The sequence below is a fragment of the Paenibacillus zeirhizosphaerae genome, from assembly GCF_030705605.1.
GTDB lineage: Bacteria > Bacillota > Bacilli > Paenibacillales > Paenibacillaceae > Paenibacillus > Paenibacillus zeirhizosphaerae.
The window spans coordinates 73,361-99,481 of the sequence record NZ_JAPCKK010000014.1 but is presented as its reverse complement, the minus strand read 5'-3'; the positions used below and the strand labels follow the sequence as shown (position 1 = coordinate 99,481).

At 51.8% G+C, this 26,121-nt stretch carries 27 protein-coding genes; 17 read left to right on the top strand and 10 right to left on the bottom strand.

Going from position 1 to position 26,121, the window contains the following annotated elements; all coding sequences use genetic code 11:
* Positions 1-13: 13 nt before the first annotated feature.
* The 13 genes from OIN60_RS07485 to OIN60_RS07425 all read left to right on the top strand — a co-directional run bounded on the left by OIN60_RS07485 (position 14) and on the right by OIN60_RS07425 (position 12,045).
* A complete protein-coding gene (locus OIN60_RS07485) occupies positions 14-667 on the top strand; it encodes a redox-sensing transcriptional repressor Rex (protein ID WP_305754241.1) in 654 nt (217 codons plus the stop codon).
* The gene (locus OIN60_RS07480) at positions 654-1,955 is read left to right on the top strand and encodes an amidohydrolase (protein WP_305754630.1); all 1,302 of its coding nucleotides are present in this window, start codon (positions 654-656) and stop codon (positions 1,953-1,955) included. Before OIN60_RS07485 ends, OIN60_RS07480 begins: the two co-directional genes overlap by 14 nt.
* Positions 1,956-1,987: 32 nt before the next feature.
* Positions 1,988-2,518, top strand: a complete 531-nt coding sequence (locus tag OIN60_RS07475; RefSeq protein ID WP_305754240.1) for a cell wall elongation regulator TseB-like domain-containing protein — start codon at positions 1,988-1,990, stop codon at positions 2,516-2,518.
* Positions 2,519-2,781: 263 nt separating this feature from the next.
* The gene (locus tag OIN60_RS07470; protein WP_305754239.1) at positions 2,782-3,315 is read left to right on the top strand and encodes a hypothetical protein; all 534 of its coding nucleotides are present in this window, start codon (positions 2,782-2,784) and stop codon (positions 3,313-3,315) included.
* Positions 3,308-4,810 carry an AAA family ATPase gene (locus OIN60_RS07465; RefSeq protein ID WP_305754238.1) on the top strand — a complete coding sequence of 501 codons (1,503 nt, stop codon included), beginning with the start codon at positions 3,308-3,310 and terminating at the stop codon, positions 4,808-4,810. The genes OIN60_RS07470 and OIN60_RS07465 overlap by 8 nt, the downstream gene beginning before the upstream one ends.
* 135 nt (positions 4,811-4,945) lie before the next feature.
* Complete coding sequence (locus tag OIN60_RS07460) at positions 4,946-5,818, top strand: 3-hydroxyacyl-CoA dehydrogenase family protein (protein WP_305754237.1); 873 nt, start codon at positions 4,946-4,948, stop codon at positions 5,816-5,818.
* Positions 5,815-7,011, top strand: coding sequence for an acetate/propionate family kinase (locus OIN60_RS07455; protein WP_305754236.1), 1,197 nt, complete (start codon positions 5,815-5,817; stop codon positions 7,009-7,011). The genes OIN60_RS07460 and OIN60_RS07455 overlap by 4 nt, the downstream gene beginning before the upstream one ends.
* Positions 7,012-7,097: 86 nt before the next feature.
* Complete coding sequence (asnS, locus tag OIN60_RS07450) at positions 7,098-8,393, top strand: asparagine--tRNA ligase (RefSeq protein WP_305754235.1); 1,296 nt, start codon at positions 7,098-7,100, stop codon at positions 8,391-8,393.
* Between the two features lie 60 nt (positions 8,394-8,453).
* Positions 8,454-9,101 (top strand): DnaD domain-containing protein, encoded by a 648-nt coding sequence (locus tag OIN60_RS07445; protein WP_305754234.1) that lies wholly within the window; start codon positions 8,454-8,456, stop codon positions 9,099-9,101.
* A 169-nt stretch (positions 9,102-9,270) separates the two neighbouring features.
* A complete protein-coding gene (locus tag OIN60_RS07440; protein ID WP_305754233.1) occupies positions 9,271-9,807 on the top strand; it encodes an RNA polymerase sigma factor in 537 nt (178 codons plus the stop codon).
* Complete coding sequence (locus tag OIN60_RS07435; protein WP_305754232.1) at positions 9,804-10,247, top strand: hypothetical protein; 444 nt, start codon at positions 9,804-9,806, stop codon at positions 10,245-10,247. The genes OIN60_RS07440 and OIN60_RS07435 overlap by 4 nt, the downstream gene beginning before the upstream one ends.
* A gap of 56 nt (positions 10,248-10,303) precedes the next feature.
* Positions 10,304-11,437 (top strand): hypothetical protein, encoded by a 1,134-nt coding sequence (locus tag OIN60_RS07430; RefSeq protein WP_305754231.1) that lies wholly within the window; start codon positions 10,304-10,306, stop codon positions 11,435-11,437.
* A complete protein-coding gene (locus OIN60_RS07425; RefSeq protein ID WP_305754230.1) occupies positions 11,434-12,045 on the top strand; it encodes a flavin reductase family protein in 612 nt (203 codons plus the stop codon). Before OIN60_RS07430 ends, OIN60_RS07425 begins: the two co-directional genes overlap by 4 nt.
* 58 nt (positions 12,046-12,103) lie before the next feature.
* Here OIN60_RS07425 and OIN60_RS07420 read toward each other — a convergent pair whose 3' ends face one another.
* Both OIN60_RS07420 and OIN60_RS07415 read right to left on the bottom strand, forming a co-directional pair.
* The gene (locus OIN60_RS07420) at positions 12,104-12,739 is read right to left on the bottom strand and encodes an FMN-dependent NADH-azoreductase (protein ID WP_305754229.1); all 636 of its coding nucleotides are present in this window, start codon (positions 12,737-12,739) and stop codon (positions 12,104-12,106) included.
* Between the two features lie 109 nt (positions 12,740-12,848).
* Positions 12,849-13,397, bottom strand: a complete 549-nt coding sequence (locus OIN60_RS07415) for a TetR/AcrR family transcriptional regulator (RefSeq protein ID WP_305754228.1) — start codon at positions 13,395-13,397, stop codon at positions 12,849-12,851.
* A gap of 165 nt (positions 13,398-13,562) precedes the next feature.
* Between OIN60_RS07415 and OIN60_RS07410 the strand changes: the two genes are divergently transcribed.
* A complete protein-coding gene (locus tag OIN60_RS07410) occupies positions 13,563-14,480 on the top strand; it encodes an alpha/beta hydrolase (RefSeq protein ID WP_305754227.1) in 918 nt (305 codons plus the stop codon).
* A gap of 75 nt (positions 14,481-14,555) precedes the next feature.
* Here OIN60_RS07410 and OIN60_RS07405 read toward each other — a convergent pair whose 3' ends face one another.
* The 7 genes from OIN60_RS07405 to OIN60_RS07375 all read right to left on the bottom strand — a co-directional run bounded on the left by OIN60_RS07405 (position 14,556) and on the right by OIN60_RS07375 (position 22,022).
* Positions 14,556-15,200 (bottom strand): methylthioribulose 1-phosphate dehydratase, encoded by a 645-nt coding sequence (locus OIN60_RS07405; RefSeq protein ID WP_370872424.1) that lies wholly within the window; start codon positions 15,198-15,200, stop codon positions 14,556-14,558.
* A gap of 1 nt (position 15,201) precedes the next feature.
* Entirely contained in the window at positions 15,202-15,891 is a 690-nt protein-coding gene (locus OIN60_RS07400; protein ID WP_305754225.1) for a 2-hydroxy-3-keto-5-methylthiopentenyl-1-phosphate phosphatase, read from the bottom strand.
* Positions 15,888-17,099, bottom strand: a complete 1,212-nt coding sequence (locus OIN60_RS07395; protein WP_305754224.1) for a 2,3-diketo-5-methylthiopentyl-1-phosphate enolase — start codon at positions 17,097-17,099, stop codon at positions 15,888-15,890. Before OIN60_RS07395 ends, OIN60_RS07400 begins: the two co-directional genes overlap by 4 nt.
* Positions 17,096-17,962 (bottom strand): pyrroline-5-carboxylate reductase, encoded by an 867-nt coding sequence (gene proC / locus OIN60_RS07390; protein WP_305754223.1) that lies wholly within the window; start codon positions 17,960-17,962, stop codon positions 17,096-17,098. Before proC ends, OIN60_RS07395 begins: the two co-directional genes overlap by 4 nt.
* 52 nt (positions 17,963-18,014) lie before the next feature.
* Positions 18,015-19,262 carry a glutamate-5-semialdehyde dehydrogenase gene (locus OIN60_RS07385; RefSeq protein WP_305754222.1) on the bottom strand — a complete coding sequence of 416 codons (1,248 nt, stop codon included), beginning with the start codon at positions 19,260-19,262 and terminating at the stop codon, positions 18,015-18,017.
* Positions 19,263-19,348: 86 nt separating this feature from the next.
* On the bottom strand, positions 19,349-20,449 hold the full coding sequence (gene proB / locus OIN60_RS07380) for a glutamate 5-kinase (protein ID WP_305754221.1): 1,101 nt from the start codon (positions 20,447-20,449) through the stop codon (positions 19,349-19,351).
* 364 nt (positions 20,450-20,813) lie between these two features.
* Complete coding sequence (locus OIN60_RS07375) at positions 20,814-22,022, bottom strand: pyridoxal phosphate-dependent aminotransferase (RefSeq protein WP_305754220.1); 1,209 nt, start codon at positions 22,020-22,022, stop codon at positions 20,814-20,816.
* Positions 22,023-22,207: 185 nt separating this feature from the next.
* Here OIN60_RS07375 and OIN60_RS07370 point away from each other — a divergent pair, with 185 nt between their 5' ends.
* The 3 genes from OIN60_RS07370 to OIN60_RS07360 all read left to right on the top strand — a co-directional run bounded on the left by OIN60_RS07370 (position 22,208) and on the right by OIN60_RS07360 (position 24,997).
* On the top strand, positions 22,208-23,023 hold the full coding sequence (locus OIN60_RS07370; RefSeq protein WP_305754219.1) for a carbon-nitrogen family hydrolase: 816 nt from the start codon (positions 22,208-22,210) through the stop codon (positions 23,021-23,023).
* A gap of 123 nt (positions 23,024-23,146) precedes the next feature.
* Positions 23,147-23,275 (top strand): hypothetical protein, encoded by a 129-nt coding sequence (locus tag OIN60_RS07365; protein ID WP_305754218.1) that lies wholly within the window; start codon positions 23,147-23,149, stop codon positions 23,273-23,275.
* A gap of 429 nt (positions 23,276-23,704) precedes the next feature.
* Positions 23,705-24,997 carry an alkaline phosphatase gene (locus OIN60_RS07360; protein ID WP_305754217.1) on the top strand — a complete coding sequence of 431 codons (1,293 nt, stop codon included), beginning with the start codon at positions 23,705-23,707 and terminating at the stop codon, positions 24,995-24,997.
* 72 nt (positions 24,998-25,069) lie between these two features.
* Here the strand turns inward: OIN60_RS07360 and OIN60_RS07355 are convergent, their stop codons facing one another.
* Complete coding sequence (locus tag OIN60_RS07355; protein WP_305754216.1) at positions 25,070-26,005, bottom strand: LysR family transcriptional regulator; 936 nt, start codon at positions 26,003-26,005, stop codon at positions 25,070-25,072.
* Positions 26,006-26,121: the final 116 nt, after the last annotated feature.

The window sequence follows — 26,121 nt, the reverse complement described above, 5'->3', positions numbered from 1 at the left end:
AGGAGGATTATGCATGAAATCAGATAAAATATCCGAAGCCGTGGTGCGCAGATTACCTGTTTATCTGCGCTATCTGAACGAGCTTCATAAGCGGGAGGTTGCCACGGTTTCGTCCCAGGAGCTGGGACAGAAGCTGGACTTGAATCCGGCGCAGATCCGCAAGGACCTGGCTTACTTCGGTGATTTCGGGCGCAAGGGAATCGGTTATGATGTGATGTATTTGATTGACAAAATACGGCACATCCTCAAAATCGACCAGCAAATCAACGTTGCGCTGGTAGGGGCCGGTAATCTTGGGCAGGCGCTGTCTAACTACAACGCTTATTTAAAGGATAATATGAAAATCGTGGCTGTCTTTGACTCCTCACCGGCTAAGGTCGGACGGCAAATCAACACCCTGACCGTGCAGCCGATGGAAGAGCTGAGAGCTACAGTCAGAAATCTGTATATCCGAATCGGAATCATCACTGTACCGGATTTCGAAGCGCAGAGAGTGGCTGATGACATGATCGAAAGTGGCATCGAGGCGATTCTGAATTTCGCGCCGACCATTATTAAAGCGCCTCCGCATATCCGCATTCATGCGACGGACTTTACGACAGATCTGCTGAGCCTGGCCTATTACCTTGAGAACGGAAAGGAAGAGAGTGAAGATAATGACAAATAAATGGTTGATCAAAAACGGAGCTTACGCAGTGAACGGTGCGGACAAATCAGTTGTCCACGGATACATGATTGTCGAAAACAGCCGGATCACCTATATCGGGGAGGAGCTGCCGACAGGGGAAGAGGCAACAGAGGTGGTCGACGGCACAGGTCTGCTCTTCCTGCCGGGTTTGGTTAATACGCATGGTCATGCTGCTATGTCGCTCCTCCGCGGCTATGGAGACGATATGGTGCTTCAGGAATGGCTGCAAACCAAGATGTGGCCGATGGAAGCCAAATTCACCTCCACGGATGTGTACTGGGGCACATCGCTTTCCGTGCTGGAAATGCTCAAGGGTGGCACAACGGCTTTTCTGGATATGTACGATCATATGGATGAGGTTGCCAAAGTGGTCGAGCAATCGGGCATCCGCGCAAGCTTGATGCGGGGCGCCATCGGCCTATGCTCGGAAGAGGAGCAGCGCGCCAAATTGGCGGAGGCCGTAGCCTTCGCGAAAAACTGGCACGGTCAGGCTGACGGCCGGATCACGGCTATGATGTCTCCACACGCGCCTTATACCTGTCCTCCGGCCTTTATTGAGCAGTTCGTGCAGGCGGCCCATGACCTTAACCTGCCGCTTCATACTCATATGTCGGAAACGGCGGCTGAGGTAGAGCAGAACGTCCGCGATTATGGTCTCCGCCCTGTGGCGCACCTGGATAAGCTGGGGTTTTTCTCCAGTCCTTCCCTGGTCGCACATGCCGTCCATTTGAATGATGAAGAAATTGCGCTGCTTGCGGAACGCAAGGTCGCTGTTTCCCATAATCCAGGAAGCAATCTCAAGCTGGCAAGCGGTGTGGCACGCGTGACGGAGCTGTTGAAAGCGGGAGTAACGGTCTCTCTCGGTACGGATGGTCCGGCAAGCAACAACAATCTGGATATGTTCGAAGAGATGCGGCTTGCTGCACTGATTCACAAAGGGGTATCGGGTGACCCGACGGCGGTCCCGGCCGCTGAAGCTCTGCGCATGGCTACGGAATACGGAGCGAAATCGATCGCCCTGAACGAAGTGGGATCGCTCGCCGCTGGCAATAAGGCCGACTTCATTGCTCTCGATATCGACCAGGCGCATTTTCTGCCGAAAACCGATCTGGTCTCCCATGCCGTATACTCGGCCAGTGCCAAGGATGTTCTGCACGTCTGGGTGGATGGCCGCCAGGTCGTCAAGAACGGCGAATGCCTGACCATGGATGAGGAACGCATCAAGTTCGAAGCGCAAGCGGCGTTTGAAGGCCTGCTGTCCCGCTGATCGAAATCACTCCATCGGAAAGGAAGCTTGGATTGAAAAACAGAAGAACAATGATCGCCTACGCGGTGTTTATCCTCATCCTGCTGTTGATCGCCATCTACTTGTATTATTCCTTTGTTACTCAGGAGCAGAAGCAGGAGGAGAGCACCGCTATTCTTAAAGCGAAGCAGACAGCGGGTCTTGTTGCGACAGAGAGAACTTGGAAAAGTGTGTGGGATCACACCTACTGGATTGTGGAAGGTACGGATGCTGAGAAGAGAAAAATCATGGTATGGATTCCCTTTCAAACCGTGCAGGATGGGCCGGATATACCACAGCAGGGAACGGAGGGTGTGCATAGCGAGCTGCTGCAAAACGGAGTAAGCGAGGAACAGATGCGCACAGCCATAATGTCTGCGAATCCCGACCTCGAAATTGTGCGCCTGCTGCCCGGTTTTTATAAAGGAGAAGATGTCTGGCAGCTATTCTATACAAACAGCACCGGCTATTATTATCAATTTTACAAATTTACGGACGGTAGTCCGGTTGGCACCCCATTTTCGCTCCCTAACACGCTTAGGTGACAGAGGATCGAAATCTTACATGTACAGCAATCGCTCCGGCTGCGGCCGGAGCTTTTTTCCGTCAGGCTTGCTGTTTAATATCTATTTTGAAAATATTACAAATTTTATAAATTGGTCACACTTTGCTTTCGATATATGATATACGATATGGTATACTCAAGTATATATAATTGATAGATTGATATGATCAAAGGAAGGTGTTTCAAGAAAAGTCCTATTGCTGTTTCTTCTGACATTATCATTTTAGAGAGGAGGACGTTTTTTTGAAACTTCGTGTGTTGCCTATAGCTTTAACAGCGATTATTACAGCTTCCGTGCTGTTCGGTGGATGGTTTCTGTACCGTCATATGGCGATTCAGAATCCGCTTCAGCAGGTAGTGACTAAATATCCGGGCGTCTCCAGCGCCCAAATTAATATTAAACAGGATGAGGTCATTCTGAAACTTGTGCTCAAGCCGGATGCGGATCTGCGCGGTCTAGTGCAGCAGGTCAAGAAGGAGGGACAGTCGATTATCGGTAGCCGTCAATTGAAGCTGGACATCCAGGATCGTTCCAGCGCCGAACTGGATGCATGGTGGTCACAGGCCATGTTCCCGATCGCGGAAGCGATGGAAAATAAGAAATATACGCAGATCCCGGCAACGCTGGAAACACTGGAACAGAAAAACGCCAAGGTGCAGGCGCAGACCGAAATGGATGATCAGAACGTCTATATACGGCTGAAGGAAGGTCAAGCCAGCAAGTTTATTATTTTGCCGCGCGAACCGGAAACGATGGGAGTGTGGCCTAATGCCTAGATGGGCGAAAGAAATGCTGATCGGCATCGTGCCGGTAGTGGTCATTTTTCTTGTTGTAATCGGGTTTAACATAGTGCCGCTGCTGATTGCTGCGGCTGTTCTTGGCGGATTGCTGCTGCTGTTGCACATACGCGGCGGGTTGGCGGTCGGTGCGGGCCAGGAACGCAAGCGCAAGAAAGTGGGGTCTCCTAAGCTGACCTTTGACGAAATTGGCGGTCAGGAGAGTGCGAAGCAGGAGCTGCGTGAGGCGCTTGATTTTCTAATCCGTCATGAAGAAATCTCGAAATTCGGCATTCGTCCGTTAAAGGGCATTCTGCTCACCGGTCCTCCGGGAACGGGGAAGACCCTGATGGCCAAAGCCGCAGCCCAGTATACCAATTCGGTATTTGTGGCGGCAGCGGGTAGTGAATTTGTGGAGATGTATGTAGGGGTCGGCGCAGGCAGAATCCGTGATCTGTTTCGGGATGCCAAAGCGCGAGCAGTCAAAGAGAAGAAGGATAGTGCCATTATTTTCATCGATGAGATTGATGTGATCGGCGGCAAGCGGGAAGGCGGCCAGCAGCGTGAGTACGACCAGACATTGAACCAGCTACTGACCGAAATGGATGGAATCTATACCTCGGATGCGCCGCGTATTCTGGTGATGGCAGCCACCAACCGTAAAGAAATGCTGGATAGCGCGCTGCTGCGGCCGGGGCGGTTTGACCGTCACATTCAGGTTGATCTTCCCGACAAAAAGGGCAGAAAGCATATTCTGGATCTGCATGCCAAGAACAAGCCGCTTGCCGAGGACGTGGATTTGGAGAAGATCGCCGAGGAGGCCTACGGATTTTCTGGTGCCCAATTGGAGAGCGTCATGAACGAGGCTGCGATTTATGCGATGCGGCAGAGCCTTGAGGTCATCAGTCAGAACCATATGTCCATGGCGATTGATAAAGTGATGATGGGCGAGAAGACAGACCGTGAATCCAATGCGGAAGAGAAGAAGAGGGTTGCCATCCACGAATTGGGACATGCCATCATGGCCGAGATCGTCCGCCCAGGCAGTGTGAAGCAGGTGGCTCTTAGTCCGCGCGGTAAGGCGCTCGGATATGTTCGTCACAACCCGCAGCAGGAGCATTATCTGTATACCAAGGATTTCCTGGAAGAGCAAATCATGATTGCGCTCGGCGGAGCCGTGGCCGAGGAAATGTATTATGGAGGACGCAGTACAGGCTCCAGTAACGATTTCGAACAGGCATTGAACATCGTGGAAACGATGATGAAATCCGGCCTGACTTCATTGGGAATTATGAACATGGAAATGGTGACCAAGGAAGAGCTGATGCGTGAAAATAAAGAGGTTCTGAACGCGCTGCATGCCCGCACTCTTGAGCTGCTGGAGCAGCGCCGCAGCATTTTCGACAATTCTCTTGAAATCTTGTTGAAGGAAGAAACGTTAACCGGAGAGCAATTCCGGTGTCAATTTCGTGAAAATGCTTTTTTGCCAGCATAAAATATGATGCTGGTATTTTTTTTTACTTTTATTCCGTGCTAAGATATTATTATCTATTGGGTCATAAACATGTATTTTTCGACAGTGAAGGATACAATACACCAGAGAGACCTTGAAAGGATGGAGCCAAGAACCATGCAATTTAAAAAAATCGGCGTAATCGGCGGCGGAACGATGGGGCAGGGCATTTCCGAAATGCTTGCTTCCAAGGGAATTGACGTGCTGCTGGTTGAGCAAACCCCTGCAAAGCTTGACTACGCATATGAAATGATCGAGACCAGTCTGGATAAACAACTGGAGAAATGGGCGATTACCCAGGCGGAGAAGAAGCTGATTCTTTCCCGTATTCATAAAGTAGTCCATTTTGGTGAATTGAGCAGCTGCGATATGGTGATCGAGACCATTACCGAGGATCTGGAAGCCAAGAAGGAAGTGTTCAAGCAGCTTGACCATTTTTGCCCGAGCAATATTATACTTGCAAGTAATACTTCCACACTCAGCCTGACCGAGCTCGCCAGCTCGACCTTGTATCCTGAGCGTGTTATTGGCATGCATTTTATTTATCCGGTATCCCGCATTGATCTTGTTGAAATTATCCGCGGCTTGAAAACCTCGGACGAAATTTTTGAGCATACTAAATCCTTTGTGGAGGACGTTGTTGAGAAAAAGGGCATCATGGTTTATGAATCCCCTGGTTTCGTAACGAGCCGCATTGTCTGTCTCCTGATCAATGAAGCTGCGCATGTTCTGCAGGAAGGCGTAGCATCCGCTCAGGATATTGATGACGCGATGCGGATCGGCTACAGCTTCCAGAACGGGCCACTGGAAATGGCCGACCGTTTCGGTCTCGATTCCGTGCTGGCAGCGCTTGAGCGCATGTTCCGCGAATTCGGCGAATTGAAATACCGTCCGTCCATCGTCCTGAAGAAAATGGTGCGTGCCGGCAATTTGGGTGTAAAAACAGGCGAGGGCTTCTTCAAGTACGACAAGGATGGTGACCGTGTATGAAAATTCTAGTAATCAACGCAGGCAGCTCTTCCCTGAAATACCAGTTGTATAATATGACGGACGAGTCTGTGCTCGCCAAAGGGCTTGTGGAACGGATCGGTATGGATTCTTCCATTTTGACACATAAACCAACCAATAAAAGCGAAATGACGGAAGTAAGCGAAATTCTGGAGCATACTACAGCGATCCGTAAAGTCTTGCACGCTCTGACGGACAAGGAGCATGGTGTCATCGACAGCATCGATGAAATTGACGCGGTCGGCCACCGCGTCGTTCACGGCGGCGAGTCCTTTAAGGAATCCGCTGTCGTTACAGAAGAGGCAAAGAAGGAAATTCGCCGTCTGTTCGACCTTGCCCCGCTGCATAATCCGCCTTCCATGATGGGGATCAAGGCTGCCGAGGTGAATATGCCGAGCATTCCGCAGGTGGTCGTATTCGATACGGCTTTCCATCAAACGATGCCGGAGAAAGCTTACATGTACGCCATTCCCAGAGTGCTGTACAGCAAATATAAAGTGCGCCGTTATGGCGCGCACGGCACATCCCATGACTATGTAAGCAAAGAGGCTGCCAAATTCCTGGATCGTCCGTTGGAAGATCTGAAGATCATCACCTGCCATATCGGTAACGGGGCAAGCATTACGGCGGTACAGGGAGGCGTCTCTGTTGATACCTCCATGGGGATGACACCGTTGGAAGGGCTGATGATGGGTACGCGCAGTGGCGATCTGGACCCTGCCATCGTTCCTTTTGTCATGAACAAGGAAGAGCTGACGGTCAACGAAGTGAACTCCATGCTGAACAAGCACAGCGGACTGTTGGCCATTTCTGGTGTCAGCAGCGACATGCGTGAGATTACAGAGGGCATGGAGAAGGGTGACGCCAACTCCAAGCTTGCGTTTGATATGTATACTTATCGTGTCCGCAAATACATTGGCTCTTATGCGGCGGCTATGAACGGTGTTGATGCTATCGTGTTCACAGCCGGCGTGGGCGAGAATTCGACGGTTCTGCGCGAGCAGGTCCTGAAGGAGCTTACCTTCCTTGGCGTTGAGATCGATGAAGCGCTGAATGCCATCCGTTCCGGCGAGCCGCGCCGTATTTCCACGGAGCAATCCAAGGTCGAGGTTCTTGTCATTCCGACGAATGAAGAACTGGTGATTGCCCGCGACACGTTCCGCCTTGTACAATAGGAACAGACATTATTAGTGAGCCCTGATCAAACAGCCTGTTCCCGCGGGAATGGCTGTTTGATTTCGGTTACAGAGGAGAGATTTGAGTGGCTATAAAATGTACGATTTCCGAAGTTGGACGCCATGTGGACCAGACGGTTACCATTGGCGCCTGGATCCATAATAAGCGTTCCAGCGGTAAAATACAGTTTTTACAGCTTCGGGACGGAAGCGGCTACATCCAAGGGGTTGTAGTGAAAAGCGAAGTATCCGAGCAGATATGGGATGATGCCAAAAGTCTGACCCAGGAAAGCTCCCTCTATGTGACAGGAGTTGTCCGCGAAGAGCCGCGCAGCCAGTCAGGCTATGAGCTGACCGTTACAGGTATTGAGATCATTCATCTGACGGAAAACTATCCGATCACGCCGAAAGAGCATGGCGTCGATTTTCTGATGGATCACCGCCATTTGTGGCTGCGTGCTCCCAAGCAGCGTGCGATTCTGCTGATTCGTGCCCAAATTATTCGTGCAGTGCAGCAGTTCTTTGACAGCAACGGCTTTACGAAGGTGGACCCGCCGATCCTGACGCCGTCTTCCGCTGAAGGCACAACGGAGCTGTTCCATATCAAGTATTTTGACGAGGATGCGTTCCTGACGCAAAGCGGGCAGCTTTACATGGAAGCCGCAGCCATGGCTTTGGGCAAGGTCTATTCCTTTGGACCGACCTTTAGAGCTGAGAAGTCCAAAACACGCCGTCATCTGATCGAATTCTGGATGATTGAGCCGGAGATGGCGTTCGTGGACCTGGAAGAAAGCCTGCGCATTCAGGAGCAGTTTGTAAGCTATGTGGTGCAATCTGTACTGGAGAACTGCCGCAAAGAGCTTGAAACGATCGGAAGAGACATTTCCAAGCTGGAAAATATCCAAGGCGAGTTTCCACGCATAACTTACGATGAAGCCATCGAATTCCTGCAGGGGCAAGGCTTTGATATTCCGTGGGGTGAAGATTTCGGGGCGCCGCATGAAACCGCCATTGCGGAAAAATACGATAAGCCGGTATTTATCACTCATTATCCGGCAAGCATCAAGGCGTTCTATATGAAGCCTGACCCTAGCCGTCCAGAGGTAGTCCTGTGTGCCGATATGATCGCACCGGAGGGATATGGGGAAATTATTGGCGGATCGCAGCGGATTGATGATCCGGAATTAATGGCGCAGCGTTTTGCCGAGCATAGTCTGGCCCAAGAGGCTTACCAGTGGTACATGGATCTCCGTACTTATGGAACGGTTCCCCATTCCGGATTTGGCCTTGGTCTGGAACGGACCGTCGCCTGGATCTGTGGCCTGGACCATGTTCGTGAGACCATTGCGTTTCCGCGGATGCTGTACCGCCTCTACCCTTAACCGATGAACAATCAGTACCGGAATGAGGCGGCGCAATGGACAGAAGGGGCTGCTTTCGCGATGGAAGCCGGCGTGGTGACCATCCCTTACGTCCTGCTTCGGCATTACCGCAGCCTTCACTTGTCAGATACGGAAGTCATGCTGCTGATACAGTTGCTTGCATTCCGACAAGCGGAGCATAATGATTTTCCGACGCTGGATGAGCTGATGGAGCGGATGGACCTGCCTGCAGAGACACTGGGCAAAATGCTGCAAAAGCTGATGCAGGAAGGCTGGATCAGCATTGAATCCGGCTCCTACGAGCAGTCGGACGTGCAGTATGATCGTTATCAGTTTACCGGCCTTTACCGGAAGCTGGCAGAGTACGTCGCTGCTGAGCGCCGCCCGGCGCTTGGCGGGGAGCCGGATGATGATTTGTTCTCAGCAGGCTATGATCCGGAAGACAAGCGGAATCTGTTTACGATATTCGAGCGAGAATTCGGCAGGCCGCTGTCTCCGATGGAGTTTGAGACTATTTCCGGCTGGGTGGATCAGGATAAGTATCCCGAGGATCTGATTCTGATGGCATTGAAGGAGTCCGTTTTTGCAGGCAAGGTACATTTTCGCTACATCGACCGTATTTTGCTGGAATGGGAGCGGAACCGGGTAAGGAGCGCGGAGGATGTAAAGGCCTATACACAAAAATTCCGCACAGGCGGGCGGTCATAATTTGTTCGTTCTGCTCGTCGCCGCTAAACCGATAACGTTTGGAGACGCGCCTTCCGTATGGAAGGCGCGTTTGTTTTTAGTTGGGAAAAAAATTTGGCAAACATGCAGGGGGAGCTAATCATTGCTGCGTCTATAGTATGGGAAGGAGGAGACAGTCATTGAAACGGACATGATCATCGCACGGATCCTGCGTGGGGAGCAAAGCGCCTTTCGCGAACTGGTGGAGCAGTACAGCAGGCATGTATACCAGACAGCCTACTCGGTTCTCCAGGATGCGAAGGAAGCGGAGGATGTCTCTCAGGAAACGTTCGTACAGGTGTATACTTCTCTTTCCCATTACCGTAACGAAGGCTTTAAGTCCTGGCTGACCAGAATAGCGGTTCACAAGGCGATCGATACCAAACGAAGGCGGAGCCGCAGAACGGCTGAAATGACCGTTGCAGACGAAGCGTTGCTTGTCCTTCCTTCCCGGGAAGAGGACATATTAGGCAGACTGATCCGGCAGGAGCGGCGCAGCGAACTGGCGGCCAAGATCGAAACGCTGCCCAGGCAGCACAAGGAAGTTGTCACTGCGTTTTATATACAGGGCAAAAGCTATGAACAGATGGCGGAAGAGATGCAGGTGGCTTTGAAAACGGTCGAATCCCGATTGTACAGGGCGCGGCAATGGATTCGGCAACACTGGAATGAGGAGGAATGGCGGTGAATAGCAGCAATGGTATACCCGCACAGGACATAAGGGCTTATCTCAGAGGCGACTGCTCCGCCGAGCAAGCGGACTACATAGAAAAGCTGCTGCTTGAGGATGAAGCGTTTTTTCTCGAATACATGAAAGAGCTTGAGCAGTTGCAGGCTACGCTGCCCCGGCTTGATAACCCGACATCGTTTGCAGATCGAGTGATGGCCAGTCTGCCGGTCGGCACAGAAACCTTAGCGGCTGCCAAGCAGGTAAAGCAGCGTTGGTATGAACATACCTTTTTCCATTATGCGCTGGCTGCAAGCATTACGCTGCTGATTCTGTTTACAGGCACTTTCGACAAACTGGCAACGGAGCATCAGTTGCTGCTGGATGATTCCTCCGCCCCTTCATACAGTGATGAGGCGATGAAAGCGGCAATCGGCTGGCTGGATGGGTTGAAACGGTAACCAGCCGCACGTCGCCTGACCCAAATTTGAATGCCGAATAGAAAGGATGAACACATATGCCGTATGCACAGCGCAGCAGACTGCTGGCGCTTCTCTTGAATATGGTGCCTGGTCTTGGATTCTTGTATTGGAGTAGGAAGATAGCTGGAATATTATATATGCTTCTGTTTTTTGGTGGTTTGGGAGGAGGCGTGCTGCTGTTTGCCATCTCCGGTGATGATTTCTTTTTAATGCTGACGTTGTTGGGTGCCGTAGCTGTATGGGGCATCGGTATGCTGCATCTCCTTCTCAGGCTGCTCCGCAGCCCGAGTGCTGATTATACCGCTGCGAATGATCCCCATGCTTTTCACGGGCAAGGCGGCGCAGCTTATCCGGGAGGATTCCCGGATTATCCGCCATATCCTCCGCATCCGGAGTACAGGGACAGTGAAAAGCTCAATACGATTCTGTTGTCGTTCGTGCCTGGTCTTGGTCATTTATACATGGGCTTGATGCAGCGGGGGTTGTCGTTTCTTATTACCTTTTTCGGCGTTGGCGTTGTAACTTTCTTTGCTGCTGTCATCACGAACACGGAGAGCTTTCTCGTTGTTCTCGGCTTCCTGCCTGTTATATGGCTGTACTGCATGTTTGACGCCCTCCGGTACATTGAGCATAAACAGGCCGGGGATATCCTAAGCGACCGTACCTTGTTCGAGGAGTTTGAGCTTGGCAGAGTCGGAGGGCGGCGCAGCAAGGTGCTGGCCATGATCCTGTCCGCCTTTCCAGGTGCTGGCCAAATGTATCTGGGGCTACAAAAACGCGGACTGCAGATGATGCTGCTGTTTGTCGGGGGAATTTATGTCCTGGATGTTCTTAGATTGAGTGTGTTTTTGTTTCTAATCCCGGTAATCTGGTTTTATAGCTTTTTTGACGGACTGCAGCAGGCAAGCCGTTACGAGCGAGAACCGCTGGAGGATCGGCCGATTTTGGATATGTTCGTACAGCATCAGAAGCTTATTGGTGTGATTCTGGTCTGTATGGGTGTGTATTTTGTAGTGATGAACATGTTCGTCCCGTTTATTGACGTACGGTTCCCGGAATGGAACCTGCAGGCGCGCATTGATGAACATCTGCGGACAGTGGTCGTTTCGCTTGTGCTGATCGGAGGCGGTACCAGATTGCTCATGGGTACCCGGAGGAGAAGCCTATGATTTCAATAGATCCGAACACGCTGGATAACCGGGGCAATTACAAGCTGCTAACCGGAAGCATCATCCCACGCCCAATTGCGTTTGTGACAACACTTTCGGAGCATGGGGTACTGAATGGCGCCCCGTTCAGTTACTTTTCAATCGTATCTGCGGCACCTCCGCTCATTTCCGTTTCCGTCCAGCGGGTGAACGGCAAGCAAAAGGATACGGCCAGAAATGCTGCACAAGCGGGAGAATTTGTCGTTCATATTACCGATGAAGATAACGTGGAGGCTGTGAACAAAACGGCTGCGGCGCTTCCGCCCACCGAAAGCGAGGTGGAGGCAGCCGGCTTGACACCGCTCCCGAGCTCGGTGGTGAAGGTTCCGGGCATTGCCGAGTCGAAAATGCGGATGGAATGCAGGCTGGAGCGTTCTATTCCGCTCGGAGAAGAAGGGCAGGAGCCATCCTGTGACCTGCTGATCGGCCGTGTGGTGTGTTATCATATTTCGGAAGAGGTATATCAGAACACTTACATTGATCCTTCGGCGCTGCGCGCTGTCAGCAGGCTGGCCGGCAATGATTACGCGAAGCTCGGTGAACGTTTTATCCTGGAGCGTCCGAACTAGCAAAAGCAAAACCGCTCAACGAACACCATCGTTGAGCGGTTTTTGATTGTTCATTCTCTTAAAATGTAGCCGCCATATTTTTGGCCCGCTCGATCGCTTCCTCTTTGATGGCCTGCGCCCGGTCTTGTTGAGCGTTCATGCCTTCGACGAACAGCGCCTCGAACGAAGGAATGCCGAAGAAACCGCTCAGGATTCGCAAATAGCGGCTTCCGGACTCCAGCTCCTTGGCCGGTCCTTCGGAGTAAATCCCGCCGTTGGCCTGGATATGGAGCATCTTTTTATCTGTCAGCAGACCCACCGGCCCTTCGGAGGTGTAGCGAAATGTTTTGCCCGCCACGCAGACGGCGTCCGTATAAGCCTTCAAAATGGCTGGGAACGAAAAATTCCACATCGGGTTCACAATAACATACTTGTCCGCGCTGATGAACTGGTCGACGATTTCGTTCAGGCGTTTCACCTTGGCCTGCTCATCCTGGCTTAACTGTGTAAACTCCGTGTCTGAGGCGAGCTTGCCCCAGCCGCTAAATACGTCAGCGTCAATATACGGCACATGAATCTTGTATAGATCCAGATGCTCCACCTTGTCCTGAGGATTCGCCTGCTGATAGGCTGTGCGGAAGGCTTCCCCTACAGCCATGCTGTAAGAGCTGTGATGGTCATGCGGATGGGCCGTAATGTATAGAACTGTTGCCAATCGGATTCGCTCCCTTGCTCAATTTTTGAACTCCATGCTAGTGTGAACCGTGAAAGGCTTTTTTATGATTAGCCTTCCGATTGGCAGGTTGTAATATGAAGTGCGATAATTAGCCAGTACTTAATTGTGTTATATATAACTGCACCACTTGCGCTGACACAGCCTCGATATCACTGTCTATTTCGTCCAATACATAGGATTCAAGTACACCCATAGTTGCCATCCCCAAAAATTTCAAAAAAATACGCTTATCGATGATCGGAAGTGTGTCATCATTCAGCTTTTTATCAATCTCTCCCATAGTAAAGGACAACAGCTTTTTGCGAAAGGATGAAGCACTGTCACTTTGAAATAAAGCAGCAAAGAATGATTTGTGAAGCTCAAAGTAAGAAAACCACATGAGTGAACCTTCAGTTATGCCGATATCCTTTTTTTGATCACATATTTCTTGCAGTCGTGCGATATGGTCGTCCACCAGTTGATCCAACAGATCGTATTTATCAAGATAATGCAGATAAAATGTTTTTCGACCTACATTGGCTTTCTCCGTCAGATGTTTAACTGTGATATTATCAAACCCTTCCTGAATGAGCATTTGCAAAAAAGTAGATTGAATCACCTGTCTGGACTTTACGATTCTGCGGTCTATTTTATCCATAGCGTTGTCCTCCTGTACGTTTCTACACATTGTAGATGGTGTATGTATTAACACACATGTGAGGTGATGTGGTTATTGAATCTGATGCTTGATTATTCTAATCTAAATATACACAAGGCGAATAATACGCACAAGTGTCATAAATAGAAAAGGTGGTTTTTATAGATGATAGTAATCCAAAAGAACGTTAAATTCCTTGCGCACGGTCTGGCTTTAGCTGCAATTCTCCGTATACCTGAGCACGCTGATGAAAAGAAAGGGAATCCGGCTATTGTCTGTGTTCATCCGGGTAGTAGCTGCAAAGAGCAAACAGCGGGCATCTATGCAGAGAAACTTGCCGAGTTGGGCTATGTGACGATTGTATTTGATGCATCGTATCAGGGAGAAAGCGAAGGCGAGCCTCGTCATGCCGAATACCCGTCCGCTCGTGTGGAAGATATTCGCTCTGCTGTGGATTACCTGACTACTCTGGAATATGTCGATGAGCATCGGATTGGTGTACTGGGGGTATGTGCTGGAGGCGGATATGCTGTACATGCTGCAATGACGGAACGACGCATTCAGGCAGTGGGTGCAGTTTCCGTTGCGAACATAGGTCGCGGATATCGTGAAAACGATCCCATTGGAATGTTGGAGCAGGTTGCTCGGCAACGTACGGCTGAGGCACGCGGGGCAGAACCTCTGACTAACCCATGGATTCCTGGAAGCCACGAAGAAAGAGAAGCAGCAGGAATGAATGAACTTGATATTAAACAAGCAGTGGATTACTACCGCACATCCAGAGGTCAGCATCCGAACTCACCTAACCGTTTGAAATTTACAAGTGTAGATTCCATTATTGCCTTTGACGCGTTTCATCTGGCAGACTCTTTGTTAACCCAACCTTTGCAGATCATTGTCGGCGGTATACGGGGAGCATTTGGTTCTTACCATGATGGTCATGATTTGTATCAACGTGCAGCTTCGGCACATAAAGATCTGTTCATTGTAGAAGGAGCCAGTCATTATGACTTGTACGATCAGACTGAGCCAGTGAAGGAAGCTGTTGATAGATTGGACGTTTTCTATAAAAAGCATCTTTAATTGTTTGTAAAAAAAGGACGCTCCCGCTCCTTGGCTTGGGCTGCGTCCTTCTATTACTACTGTTGCTGTGAAACACTATTTTCTCAGCAGCAATGATCTGTACACCGTCTCAAACAGAAACTCAAAGGCCTCCAAATGCTTCTTCGCTTCAAACGCGTCGCGGCCCCAGGCATAGATGCCGTGATTGCGCAGCAGAATGCCCGGAACCTGCCCATTCAATACACCAGGCACCAGCTTGGCGATGGCGGAAATATCCGCATAGTTGGGCAGCACAGGAACGGAAATGGCTGCATCCTCCTCCCAAATGTTGAAAGCCTTGATCAGCTCAATGCCCTGGAGCGGAACAGCGCCGTGATCCCCGTAGTACTCCGAAATCAGGTTGTTAAACACGGTATGTACGTGGAAAACCGCACCGCAGCCTGTAAGGCGATAAATTTCGCAGTGGATGAGCGTTTCCGCACTTGGTTTCAGGTTCGTGGTTTCGGCTGGGCGACCTTCCTGATCTACGATCAAAAAATCCTCCGGTGTCCGCTTCGTTTTATCTTTCCCGCTCGCAGTAATGGCAAAGTGGAACCCTTCCTCATCCATTTCACCTACCCGCATCGACAGATTGCCGCTAGTGCCTGGAAACCAGTTGCGCGCGGCGAACAGCTCCTTCACGTCCGCCAATTCTTCGAGTACACGCCGTTTTTCCTCGGTAGCTATATTGACTAGGCTCACTTTATAGCACTCCTTCTTCATACTTCAATTTCAGATCAGAGACGATATCATCAAACGTTGTGAATGGAACATGGGGCACGCCCAGCTCTGCACATTTGTCGGTCAGAATGGACCGGGAATAGACCTTATCCGCAATTTTGGCACCCTCAAAATCGGTTAGGCTGTCACCGATCAATATCCGGGTATAGCTGTCTGTGGAGAAGTGGCGCATAACGGTGGTCTTGCACATCCCGCAGCCGCTGTCGAATAGGTTGCTGCATTGGTCGTCACAAGGATGAGGCCATGTAATTTCGATATGATCTCCGGAAAAATCGGCACCGTTGCAAAAAATATGATTATGAGGTATGCCGAAAGGCTCCAGCAGCGGATCGATAAAAAAGTCCATTCCCCCACTGGTTACGTAAAATTCGATATTCTGCTCTCGCAGGTAGTCAAGGAAACGTCCAAAGCCTTCACGGATGCCGGCTTGTCCGAGGACAAACTGCACGATCTCTTCCTTCTGGGATGAAGGGAGAAGGGCGAACATAGCGCCGACACCTTCGCGGATGGAGATGCGCTGCCGAATGACATCATCCATAATCACTTCATAACCCGCCGGGCGGAAATGCTTCATAATGGCGACAATATTGTCACTTACGGTAATCGTGCCGTCAAAATCACAAAAGATGACGGGCTTCTTCGCTTCGATCATTGTTCTCCTCCCCATAGTTGCAAAGCGGCTTGCAGCTCAGGGTGGGAGGCCGCATAATCCGCGAGCGGAATCTTCTGTCCCGCGGCTTCGATTGCCTGTATGAAAGCACGTCCGCCGGCTTCCGTACCCATTGGATGGCCGTGGATTCCGCCCCCAGCGTTGATCACCACATCCTGGCCGAAATCGCGCAGAATCAAAGGCACCAGGCCCGGATGAATACCTGCGGACGGCACAGGCAGACTGGTCCTGATCGGCAAATCCGTACGCAGCAGCTCGTCCCGGATGGTCATGTTCTCTTCACGCGGCATCGTGACCGAGCCGTAGGGTGAAGGGAAGAGCACCAGGTCCGCCCCGGCAAGGCGCATCAACTGCCCGAGCAGTACTGACGCCGAGATCCCATAGTGAGGGGATGGATACAAGGCCCCGGCAAGCGCCGGATGGGCCGCAATCGGCACGTTGATGTCCGGGTCGGTGCTAAGCTCGTGCAGGACATCATAGCCATAGGCCAGTACATTGAACAGGAGCGCATTCGCCCCGGACTGCACCGCTTTAATGGCCTGGCTTCTAAGCTGGGAAGTCGGTCCGGTCAGATTAGCGGCATAGAGCAGCCTTTTACCGGTCTCGCGGCTGGCTGCTTCGGAAGCCTTTAGACAAGCTTCAACGCGCTTTTCAAGGGGAGTCAGCTCATTCTCGAACAGGATCTCGTCATCCTTGATCAGATCAACGCCGCCCAGCGCCTGCTTGACGAACTGTTCCTTCAGCTCGTCAAGGTTTAATCCGATCACGGATTTGAAGATGCTCATGAAAAGGGGACGATCATGCACTTTAAGCAACTCGCGTATCCCTTGAATGCCGAAACGAGGGCCTGGGAATGCGGACAGAAACCGCTCCGAGAAATCAAGCTTCGTCAGCTTGATACGGCCGTCCATCGATATTTTGCCAAATACTGTGACGAGCAGAGCGGGAATATCTGTGCTGAAGTTGATATCAGGATAAGCGATGGTCATGTCGGCGTAACGCTGTCCCGGACCGTTGTCCACCACTTCCACACCTGTCACCTGCCCCAAATGCTTTTGCATCGCTTCACGCTTCGTCTGCGGCAGCTCCGTCCAGCTTCCAACGGTCATGCCGACGGCAATAGACTCGGCTTTTTTCCTGAAATCCGCTTTATCATCATACACCCGGTAGGTGGCGTGGCAGTAACTCATTCCACTTCCTCCTTTAACGCATCTCCCATTTCGCGTGAACGCTCGGCGGAGCGATGGACCGCACTGATCACCGTTTCGAAAAAGTCCCCTTCATCCAGCTTTTGCAGCGCTGCAACCGTAGAGCCGTTTGGTGACATGATCGCGGCGCGGAGCACGGAAGGCTCCTCTCCGGTCTGCTGCACCATTCGGGCGGCTCCAAGCACGGTTTGAACCGTTAGCTCCCGGCACTGCTGCGGTGTGAGTCCGGTGCGGATGCCGGCAGCCATCATGGCCTCCATCAAATAGTACACGTAAGCCGGGCCGCTGCCTGAAATGCCGGTGAGAATCTCCATTTTGTCTTCCTCAATGACCGTGACCGTGCCGACGGATTCGAACATCTGCAGCACACGGGTGCGCTGCTCTGGGGTGATCTCTTTGGAAAAGGTAATGCCTGTAACACCAAGCCCGATGGAGCTGGAGGTGTTCGGCATGGTGCGCGCAATCGGCTGCTTGCGTCCCAGAAGCTGCTGAATGGTGCGAATCGACAGTCCGGCTATCGTGGAAATAAGAAGCTGATCGTCAGACAGCAGGGGAGACATCGCTTTTAATGCCGCAGCCGCGTCCTTAGGTTTCATGGCAAGCACGATCAACGGTGCACGGCGCAGCAGCTCCTCCTTGGCAGCTTCATCACTTTGCGTCAGCACCCCGTAGCGGGCTTTGAGCTCCTGCAATCTTGCCGCATTGCTGCGATTGGTCACGGTAATTCCTTCAGGCCGCACCACTTGGCGGGCGATCATGCCCTTGATCAGCGATTCGGCAAGGGAGCCTGCGCCCGAAAATACGATCTGCTGTGAGATTAATGTCTTTGGTGTAGATTCACACATAACTGAATGATACCTCCTGTATATCTCTATTGCCGCTAGTTCCCAGGGAACTTTATTCGCGGATTTGTCCGCTGCCGCGGACGACGTATTTGATAGATGTAAGAGCCGGCAGCCCCATCGGGCCGCGTGCATGCAGCTTCTGTGTGCTGATGCCAATCTCTGCTCCGAAGCCGAACTCAAACCCGTCGGTAAAGCGTGTGGAAGCATTGTGATACACGGCCGCCGCATCCACCTCCTGCAGAAAACGCACGGCATGGGCTTCGTCTTCGGTGATGATGCATTCGGAGTGCATTGTGCCGAAGCGGGCAATATGGTCCAGCGCCTCGTCGAGACCAGCTACAACCTTCACATTAAGAATGTAATCGTTATATTCTGTTGCGTAATCTTCTTCGGTGGCCTCTAAGGCAAAAGGAACCAGCTCTCTCGTTCTGTCATTACCGCGCAGCTCGACACCTGCTTCCCGGAAGCGTTCCGCCAGTCGGGCCAGATGGGCTGCTGCAAAATCCTCATGAACCAGCAGCGTTTCCATGGAGTTGCAGACAGAAGGGCGTTGCACCTTGGCATTTAGCGATATTCGTTCCGCCATCAGCAGAGCGGCTGAAGCGTCCAGGTACGTGTGGCATATCCCTGCTCCGGTCTCGATTACAGGGACCGTAGCGTTCTGCACGACATTTTGGATCAGAGATCTGCCCCCGCGTGGGATGATGACATCGATCAGCCCGTTCAGCTTCAGCAACTCGTCGACAGAGGCTCTGTCTGCGTCTTCAATAATCTGCAGTGCATCCCTGGGGATGGCGGTCGTATCGAGCGTGTTATGCAAAATTTCGGCAAGCTTCCTATTGGAGGACAGGGCGGCCGAACCGCCGCGCAGGACAACCGGATTACCGGTCTTCAGACACAGCCCTGCGGCATCAACCGTTACATTGGGACGCGCCTCATAGATAATGCCGATCACACCGAGTGGAACTCGAATTTTCTCGATATGAAGACCGTTTGGTCTGTCCAGTACCTCCAGTGTATCACCGACCGGATCAGGCAGGGCCGCAATTTGCCGCAATCCTTCGGCAATGCCGTCAATACGCGTTTCCGTAAGTCTGAGTCTGTCGAGCAGCGACTCGGAAGTGCCGTTCGCTCGTCCCCGCTGCAGGTCGTCTTTATTGGCCGCAATGAGCTCATCCTGGTGCCGCACAAGCGCCTCCGCCATGGCAAGAAGTGCCTCGTTCTTTTGCCGGGTACTGAGCTTGTTTAACGCCCCGACCGTTGCCCTTGCCAGCGATGCTTTATCCTTTACTTCACTCATTCAGTTCAACCTCCTCAGTATATCCTGCAAGACCATCCTAGCAAACTTCTGCTAAGCGTAGTCTGTTTTTTTTGGAAGCACGTCGATTATAACGTAATCCACTCATCCCGATGAATGACCTCAAGTCTGTGAATGGTTCCGATTTTGCCAATGACCTCGCCGCTGGGCAGTCCCTGAATCGACCTGAGCTGATCATCGTCATAGTTGACAATGCCTCTCCCCAGTATGCGTTTATCCGTCCCGGTAACCTCAACGACATCGCCGGCATGAAAGGTACCTTCCACATTGACAACGCCCACAGGCAGCAGACTGTGACCGCCGTGCAGGAGCGCCTCTGCGGCTCCAGTGTCCACATGGACGGTGCCAAGCGGAGTGGACATGAAGCCGAGCCACTGCTTTTTCACAGGCAGGGAGGAGAGGTGGGTATCGAAGTAAGTGCCCCGCCCTGTTCCTTCAATACTGCGGCGCAGATCCCCGGGGTCAGCTACCCGCCCAACGAACACGGGTACACCTCCGCGTACGGCCACTTTGGCGGCCTCCACCTTGGAGCGCATGCCACCTGTGCCGACGGAGGAGCCCGAACCGCCCGCGAGCGCGTAGATTTCTTCCGTAATCTCTTCGATTCTGTCAAAGCGGACCGCTTGCGGATGCTTGCGCGGATCAGCGGTATACAGGCCGTCCATGTCCGTGATGATGCTCAAATGTCCGGCCTTGGAGAGATTGGCAACCAGGGCGGACAGCATATCGTTATCGCCGAACTTTAATTCGTCGACCGAAACCGTATCGTTTTCGTTGAAAATGGGGAGTACACGCTGCTGCAGAAGCTCCTCCATCGCTCTGCGGGCGTTGTTCATCCGCTTGCGGATGAGAAAATCGCTGCGTGTCAGCAAAATTTGCGCAGTCGTAATACCGTGACTTTTAAATGCCTGCTGGTAAGCCTGCATGAGCAGAGCCTGACCTACAGCGGCGGCAGCTTGCTTCTCGTGCAATTGCTTTGGGCGGAAGCGGTAACCAATTTCTCTGAAGCCTGCCGCCACAGCGCCTGAGGTCACGAGCAGCAGTTCATGTCCTTCCGCATGCAGAGCGGCCATTTCCGCCGCAAAGAATGAGATCGCATCCGTGCTCAGACCGCCTTCATCCCCGGTCAGCGAGCTGCTGCCTATTTTGACAACGATACGTGAAGACATTTAATCCACTTCCTTTGATGGGTTAGAATCAGCAAAAGGACAACAAAAAAACTTCCGTCCTTAGCAAAGGACGAAAGTTTCACCTTCCGCGGTACCACCTTTATTGATGATTGGCATCATCCGACTTCATTCCTGTAACGTCAGAGGACGTCCTGCGGGCGCAGGCCGCTCAGGGGTAGGTTCGGAGAGGGTAAACGGTAAATTCTCACAGCCAGCCGGAATTTACTCTCTGGTCGCCCCCGCTTCTCTTAATGGCCCCGTCATTGCGTTTGTTGTTTGTATTTGCCATATACGAAATCATGTTTAGTTACCATCAAGAATATCATGGCCGCCGCTTTTTGGCAAAAGGTATAATGTCTCGCAATCAGCGGAACAGCTTCAAGCGGCCGATCCGCTCTGCGGCTTCAACAAGCCGTTCCTCCGTGCTTAGCAGCCCGACACGCACATAGCCTTCGCCATGGCTGCCGAAGCCGATGCCGGGAGCGACAGCGACCTTGGCCTCACGCAGGAGTAGATCCGCGAAGGAAGAGGACGTAAATTCTGCAGGCACGGGCAGCCAACTGAAGAACGATCCGCTCGGTGCCGCTGCCTTCCAGCCGATGCTGTCCAGCGCCCCAAAGAAGGCGTTACGGCGTGATTCATATCGGCCAACCAACTCGGCAACGCAGTCCTGCGACGATGTCAGGGCCACCGCGGCCGCCTCCTGAATGCCGCCGAACAGGCTGACATACATATGATCCTGCAGCAGGTTGATCTGCGAGATGATGTCTGCATTGCCGAGCGCAAATCCTACACGCCAACCGGCCATGTTATAGGTTTTCGACAACGTATAAAACTCGATGCCAACCTCTTTGGCTCCCGCAGCCTGCAGGAAGCTGACCGGGCGCTCACCGTCAAAGCCGATCGCCCCGTAGGCAAAATCGCTGGCCACCACAATGTGATGGCGTTTGGCAAACTCCACGGTCTCTTCATAGAAGGAGAGCGGAGCCGTCGCCGAGGTTGGATTGTTCGGATAGTTCAGAAACATTAGCTTTGCTCTTGTGCGGTCTGATTCAGCAATGCTTCCATAATCCGGAAGGTATCCGTTGCGCTCCAGCAGCGGCATGAATGACATTTCCGCCTTCGCCAGCGCCACACCTGACCAGTAATCCGGGTATCCCGGATCGGGAACGAGACAGAGATCACCGGGATTCAGCAAAATCTGCGGCAGCTCCACCAGCCCTGTTTTGCCGCCAAAGAGGATGGCGACCTCCGTGTCTGGATCAAGCTCTACTCCGTAATCCTCACGGTAACGCTGTGCAATCGCTTCTTTCAGAAAACGGTGGCCTGAAAATGGCGAATATTTATGATAAAGCGGGTTGGCCGCCGCCTTCTGCAGCGCTGTGACGATATGCTCCGGTGTGGGTGTATCCGGGTTGCCCTGGCCGAGATTAATGACATCATGGCCTGCGGCAACCTCACGGTTGACATTCTGGACCAATGCCGCAAAAAATTGTGTCGGAAGCTGTGTCATCACATCCGCCACAGGCATAGGAAAAGCGGAATTTCTGCTGCTCAAAACTTCATTGTTCATTTGACCTGTACACGACCTTTACCTTCAAATTCAATTAAAGTTTAATCTATCATTATATTACCGGGTTGTATAGAGGGAATTAGGCACATTCTGTTGCGTCCGTGACCGGCCCGGGATATGATGATACAAATGTTGAAATGCAGGCGGACGAGGCTTTCAACCGGCGTCTGCGGAAGGGGAGAAACATGTCTACTGACGTAAGCAAGGCTGTAAATATCGCTTTGGTGCAGGCCAATATTACGCTTGGCGAGCCGGATACGAACCGCCGTCATATCGAGCAAGGGATGGAGCAGGCCGTTTCGGCTGCTGTCAAGCCCGATATGATCGTGCTGCCGGAAATGTGGAATACCGGCTATGCTCTGGAGCAGATTCAGGAGCTGGCCGATGTGGAAGGAGCAGAGACAAGGAAATGGGTGTCCGCCTTTGCGCGCAGCCATGGAGTGAATGTCGTGGCAGGCTCTATAGCGGAGAAAAAAGCGGACGGCGGCATTTACAACACGACATATATTTTTGACCGCAATGGGAATACGGCTGCTTCTTATTCGAAAATTCATCTGTTCCGGCTCATGGATGAGGAGAAATATTTGCAGGCCGGAAGCGAGCCTGTCCTGTTCGATCTTGACGGCACCATGAAAGCCGGAGCATCGATCTGTTACGATATCCGCTTCCCCGAGCTTGGGCGTAAGCTGGCCTTGGCGGGAGCTGACATGCTGATCGTGCCTGCCGAATGGCCACATCCGCGGCTGCATCATTGGCGGACACTGCTGATGGCAAGAGCGATCGAAAACCAGATGTATGTCATTGCCTGCAATCGGGTCGGTACCGGCGGCACGACGGAATTTTTCGGCCATTCGATGATCATCGACCCGTGGGGAGAGGTCATCGTCGAGGGAGGCGAGCAGGAGGAAATCGTCACAGGCACGATCCGCCCGGAGCTGGTCCAAGAGGTGCGTAGCCGGATTCCGGTATTTGAAGACCGCCGCCCTTCCTTGTACCTCTAAGCATGAGAAAACGCATGATTTGACATTCCGCAAACAGTTTTTCACTGAGTTTGCGGTTTTCTGTTTCAGATACAGAATGGGGGTGTATTATAATAGTATCCCGCTACCAGGAGGTGGATTACGATGGAAATCCAGAGTGGAAACGTACTGGAATTAAGGGATCGAAGGATCAGGTTACCGAACATCAGCAGACAAGCTGTGGGAGGGGACTATGAAATGGGCTTTGCGGCGGATATCGGGCCTCCGGTCTGATGAAGGGCTGAACTTTACAGCCAAATTATTGTATTGAAAAGGGCTACTGAAAGCTAAGCAGGTTACCGTCAGGCGGTCACAGCACATCTCACGAATCATAAATTCTGAGAAAGAAGTGATGAGCGATGGACAAAGTAAGTTTACCGAGCAAGATTAGAGTGACAAGGCGACGCCTGTATACAAGGGCGCTGAGAACCTTTTTGCGAGGGAAGCTGCTTAACAGTTAATATATTTCCTTGAAGAAGGACAGTCTCTTAAATGGAAAACCGAAAGCCGGGCCGGGCAAGGATGCATTCCTTGTCCGGTGCGGTTATTTTTTTTCGTCCTGAGATAAGAATTACCTTCCGTTAACAATATTCACACTCTCATTTTATAAAACTCATATATGATCAAGTTGTAATATATTCTACACATTGGAGCGTGAGCTTTGTGAAAAAGCGTCCTGTTAAAAAAGTAATCCTCTCTCTTGCTGTTATGGGAGTGCTCGGCGCCCCGATTTTTGCCGCCAACCTCTCTAACGTATCTGCCGCAGCAAGCAATCCGAATACAGAGCAGAAAGCGGAGGCCAAGAAATCCACATATCCGAAAAATGTCATCCTGTTTATTGGAGACGGGATGGGACAAGCCGCCCGTGATGCGATCACTCTGGCTACGGTGGGCAAATCCGGAAATCTGGAAATGGATAAAATGCCGGTTATCGGGCTCGTCAGCACCGATTCCGGGGATAACCTGGTGACGGATTCCGCAGCCGCAGCAACCGCTATTGCCACAGGAGTCAAAACGTATAACGGTGCTATCGGCATGAATATGAACAAAAAGCCGGTCCCCACCATTATGGAGCAGGCTAAAAAAGCGGGTCTTTCCACCGGTATCGTTACGACGAGCCAAGTTACGGATGCTACGGGTGCAGCGTTTGGTGCGCATGTGGAGAACCGTTCAGCCCAAAGTGATATCGCCAAGCAGTATTTGGAAAAAAGCAAAGTGGATGTGATTCTCGGCGGCGGTGAAGATTTCTGGTATCCTGCAGGCACGCCGGGTGCTCACAAGGATGCTCCGGCTGAAGATCCTGAAGAAGCGAGCAAAGGCACCCAGGGCAATTTGGTTGCACAGGCCAAAAAGCTGGGTTATACCTATGCAACCAACAGCGCCGAGATGAAAGCTGCATCCGGGAGCAAGCTGCTCGGCCTGTTCGCTAATGAGGAAATGTTTCAGGCGCACAACGAGCTGGGCAACTCCTATAAGCCTACGGTCCCGCTGCCGGACATGACTGCAAAAGCAATCGATGTGCTCTCCAAAAATAAAAAAGGCTTCTTTCTGGTGGTTGAGGAAGAAGCTACAGATGAGATGGCACACGATAATGAAGGTGAGTTAACGATCAAAGCCGGTCAGCAACTCGATAAAGCTGTGAAAGTTGCCAAAGATTACGCTAAAGCCCACCCGGACACGCTTGTCCTGGTGACAGCAGATCACGAAACCGGCGGTATGGCGATTGAAGCTGATGACAGCGAGGATGAGTCCGGCGATGGAACGTCCAAGGAGGATGGCCCGTTTACGATCCATGGTTCTGATGAAAAGTTCTATATCGACTGGACTACTGGTGGACATACGGCGATCAATGTGACACTGACGGCCATGGGACCTGGAGCGGAGAAATTTGCAGGCAGTTATCCGAATACCGCCATTTATGATAAGCTCCTTCAATTGTTGAAATTGAAAAAGTAAGCACAGCAGCATAAACGGACCTCATCCTCCACTTAATTGTGGAATTTGAGGTCCGTTCGATTTTTCTTTGGCTTAAGCCTCGGAATGAGGCAATGCCACTCCCCCCGCCAATTGACTCACCGTATCCTTAAAGGTATCGATAAAAGCCTCCGCAGCTTTCGAGAGGTAGCGGCCGTTCCGGTAAGCGATGACCAGGGTTCTGCTTGGAGCCGGGTCGGCAAGCCTCAGGTATACGGGCACGAACTCGCTGCTGGCGGCCCGGGCGATAAAGCGCGGCACCAGTGTAATGCCCATGCCTGCGGCAACGAGGGATTGCACCGTTTCCATATTGTTGCTTTCGAAAACGACGCGGGGCTCAAAGCCGGCCTGATGACACAGATCCATCGTCAGCTTTCTGAAGCCCTGTCCCTTTTTGAGGACAACAAAGGGCTCATCTGCAAGCTCCTCCAGTCTTACGGTGCGGTCTTCATCGGCACGCTTGGCCAGCGGATGATCATGCGGCACGGCGAGATCAATGACTTCCTCCCCGATCGGGACATACGACAGGGACGGCTCGACCAGCGGCAGGGAAAGCAGGCTTAAATCGGTTTGTCCATTCGCCGTTTTTTTCTCCAGATTCATGGAAGAATCCTCAAGCAGCGTAATCTCGACGTCGGGGTGCAAATGCTTGAAGGCAGGCAGCACGTGTGGAAGTAAATGGGAGCCGGTGATCGGCATGCTGCCAACGACGACCTTGCCTTTGCGAAGCTGCGAGATATCATCCATCTCCTGCCGCAGCACCTCCACGGCATCGACAATTTTCTGGGCTTTTTCCACAAACACCTCGCCGGCATGAGTGAGCTCAACTGCGCTCGTATTGCGGTGGAACAAAAGCACGCCTAATTCCTTCTCCAGCTTGGAAAGCTGCTGACTTAAAGAAGGCTGCGCGATGTGAAGCTTTTCGGCCGCTCTGGAGAAATTCCGCTCGGAGGCGATTTGAAGGGCATACTGAAGCTGCCTGAATTCCATGGGTATCATCCTTTTTTTAAGACCTTGATATACTGCTTTCAGTATTATATACAAAAAAGAACAGGTCCTACTACAGAGGTTATAGTCTGAGCCTATCACTCCTATAGTTATCATAT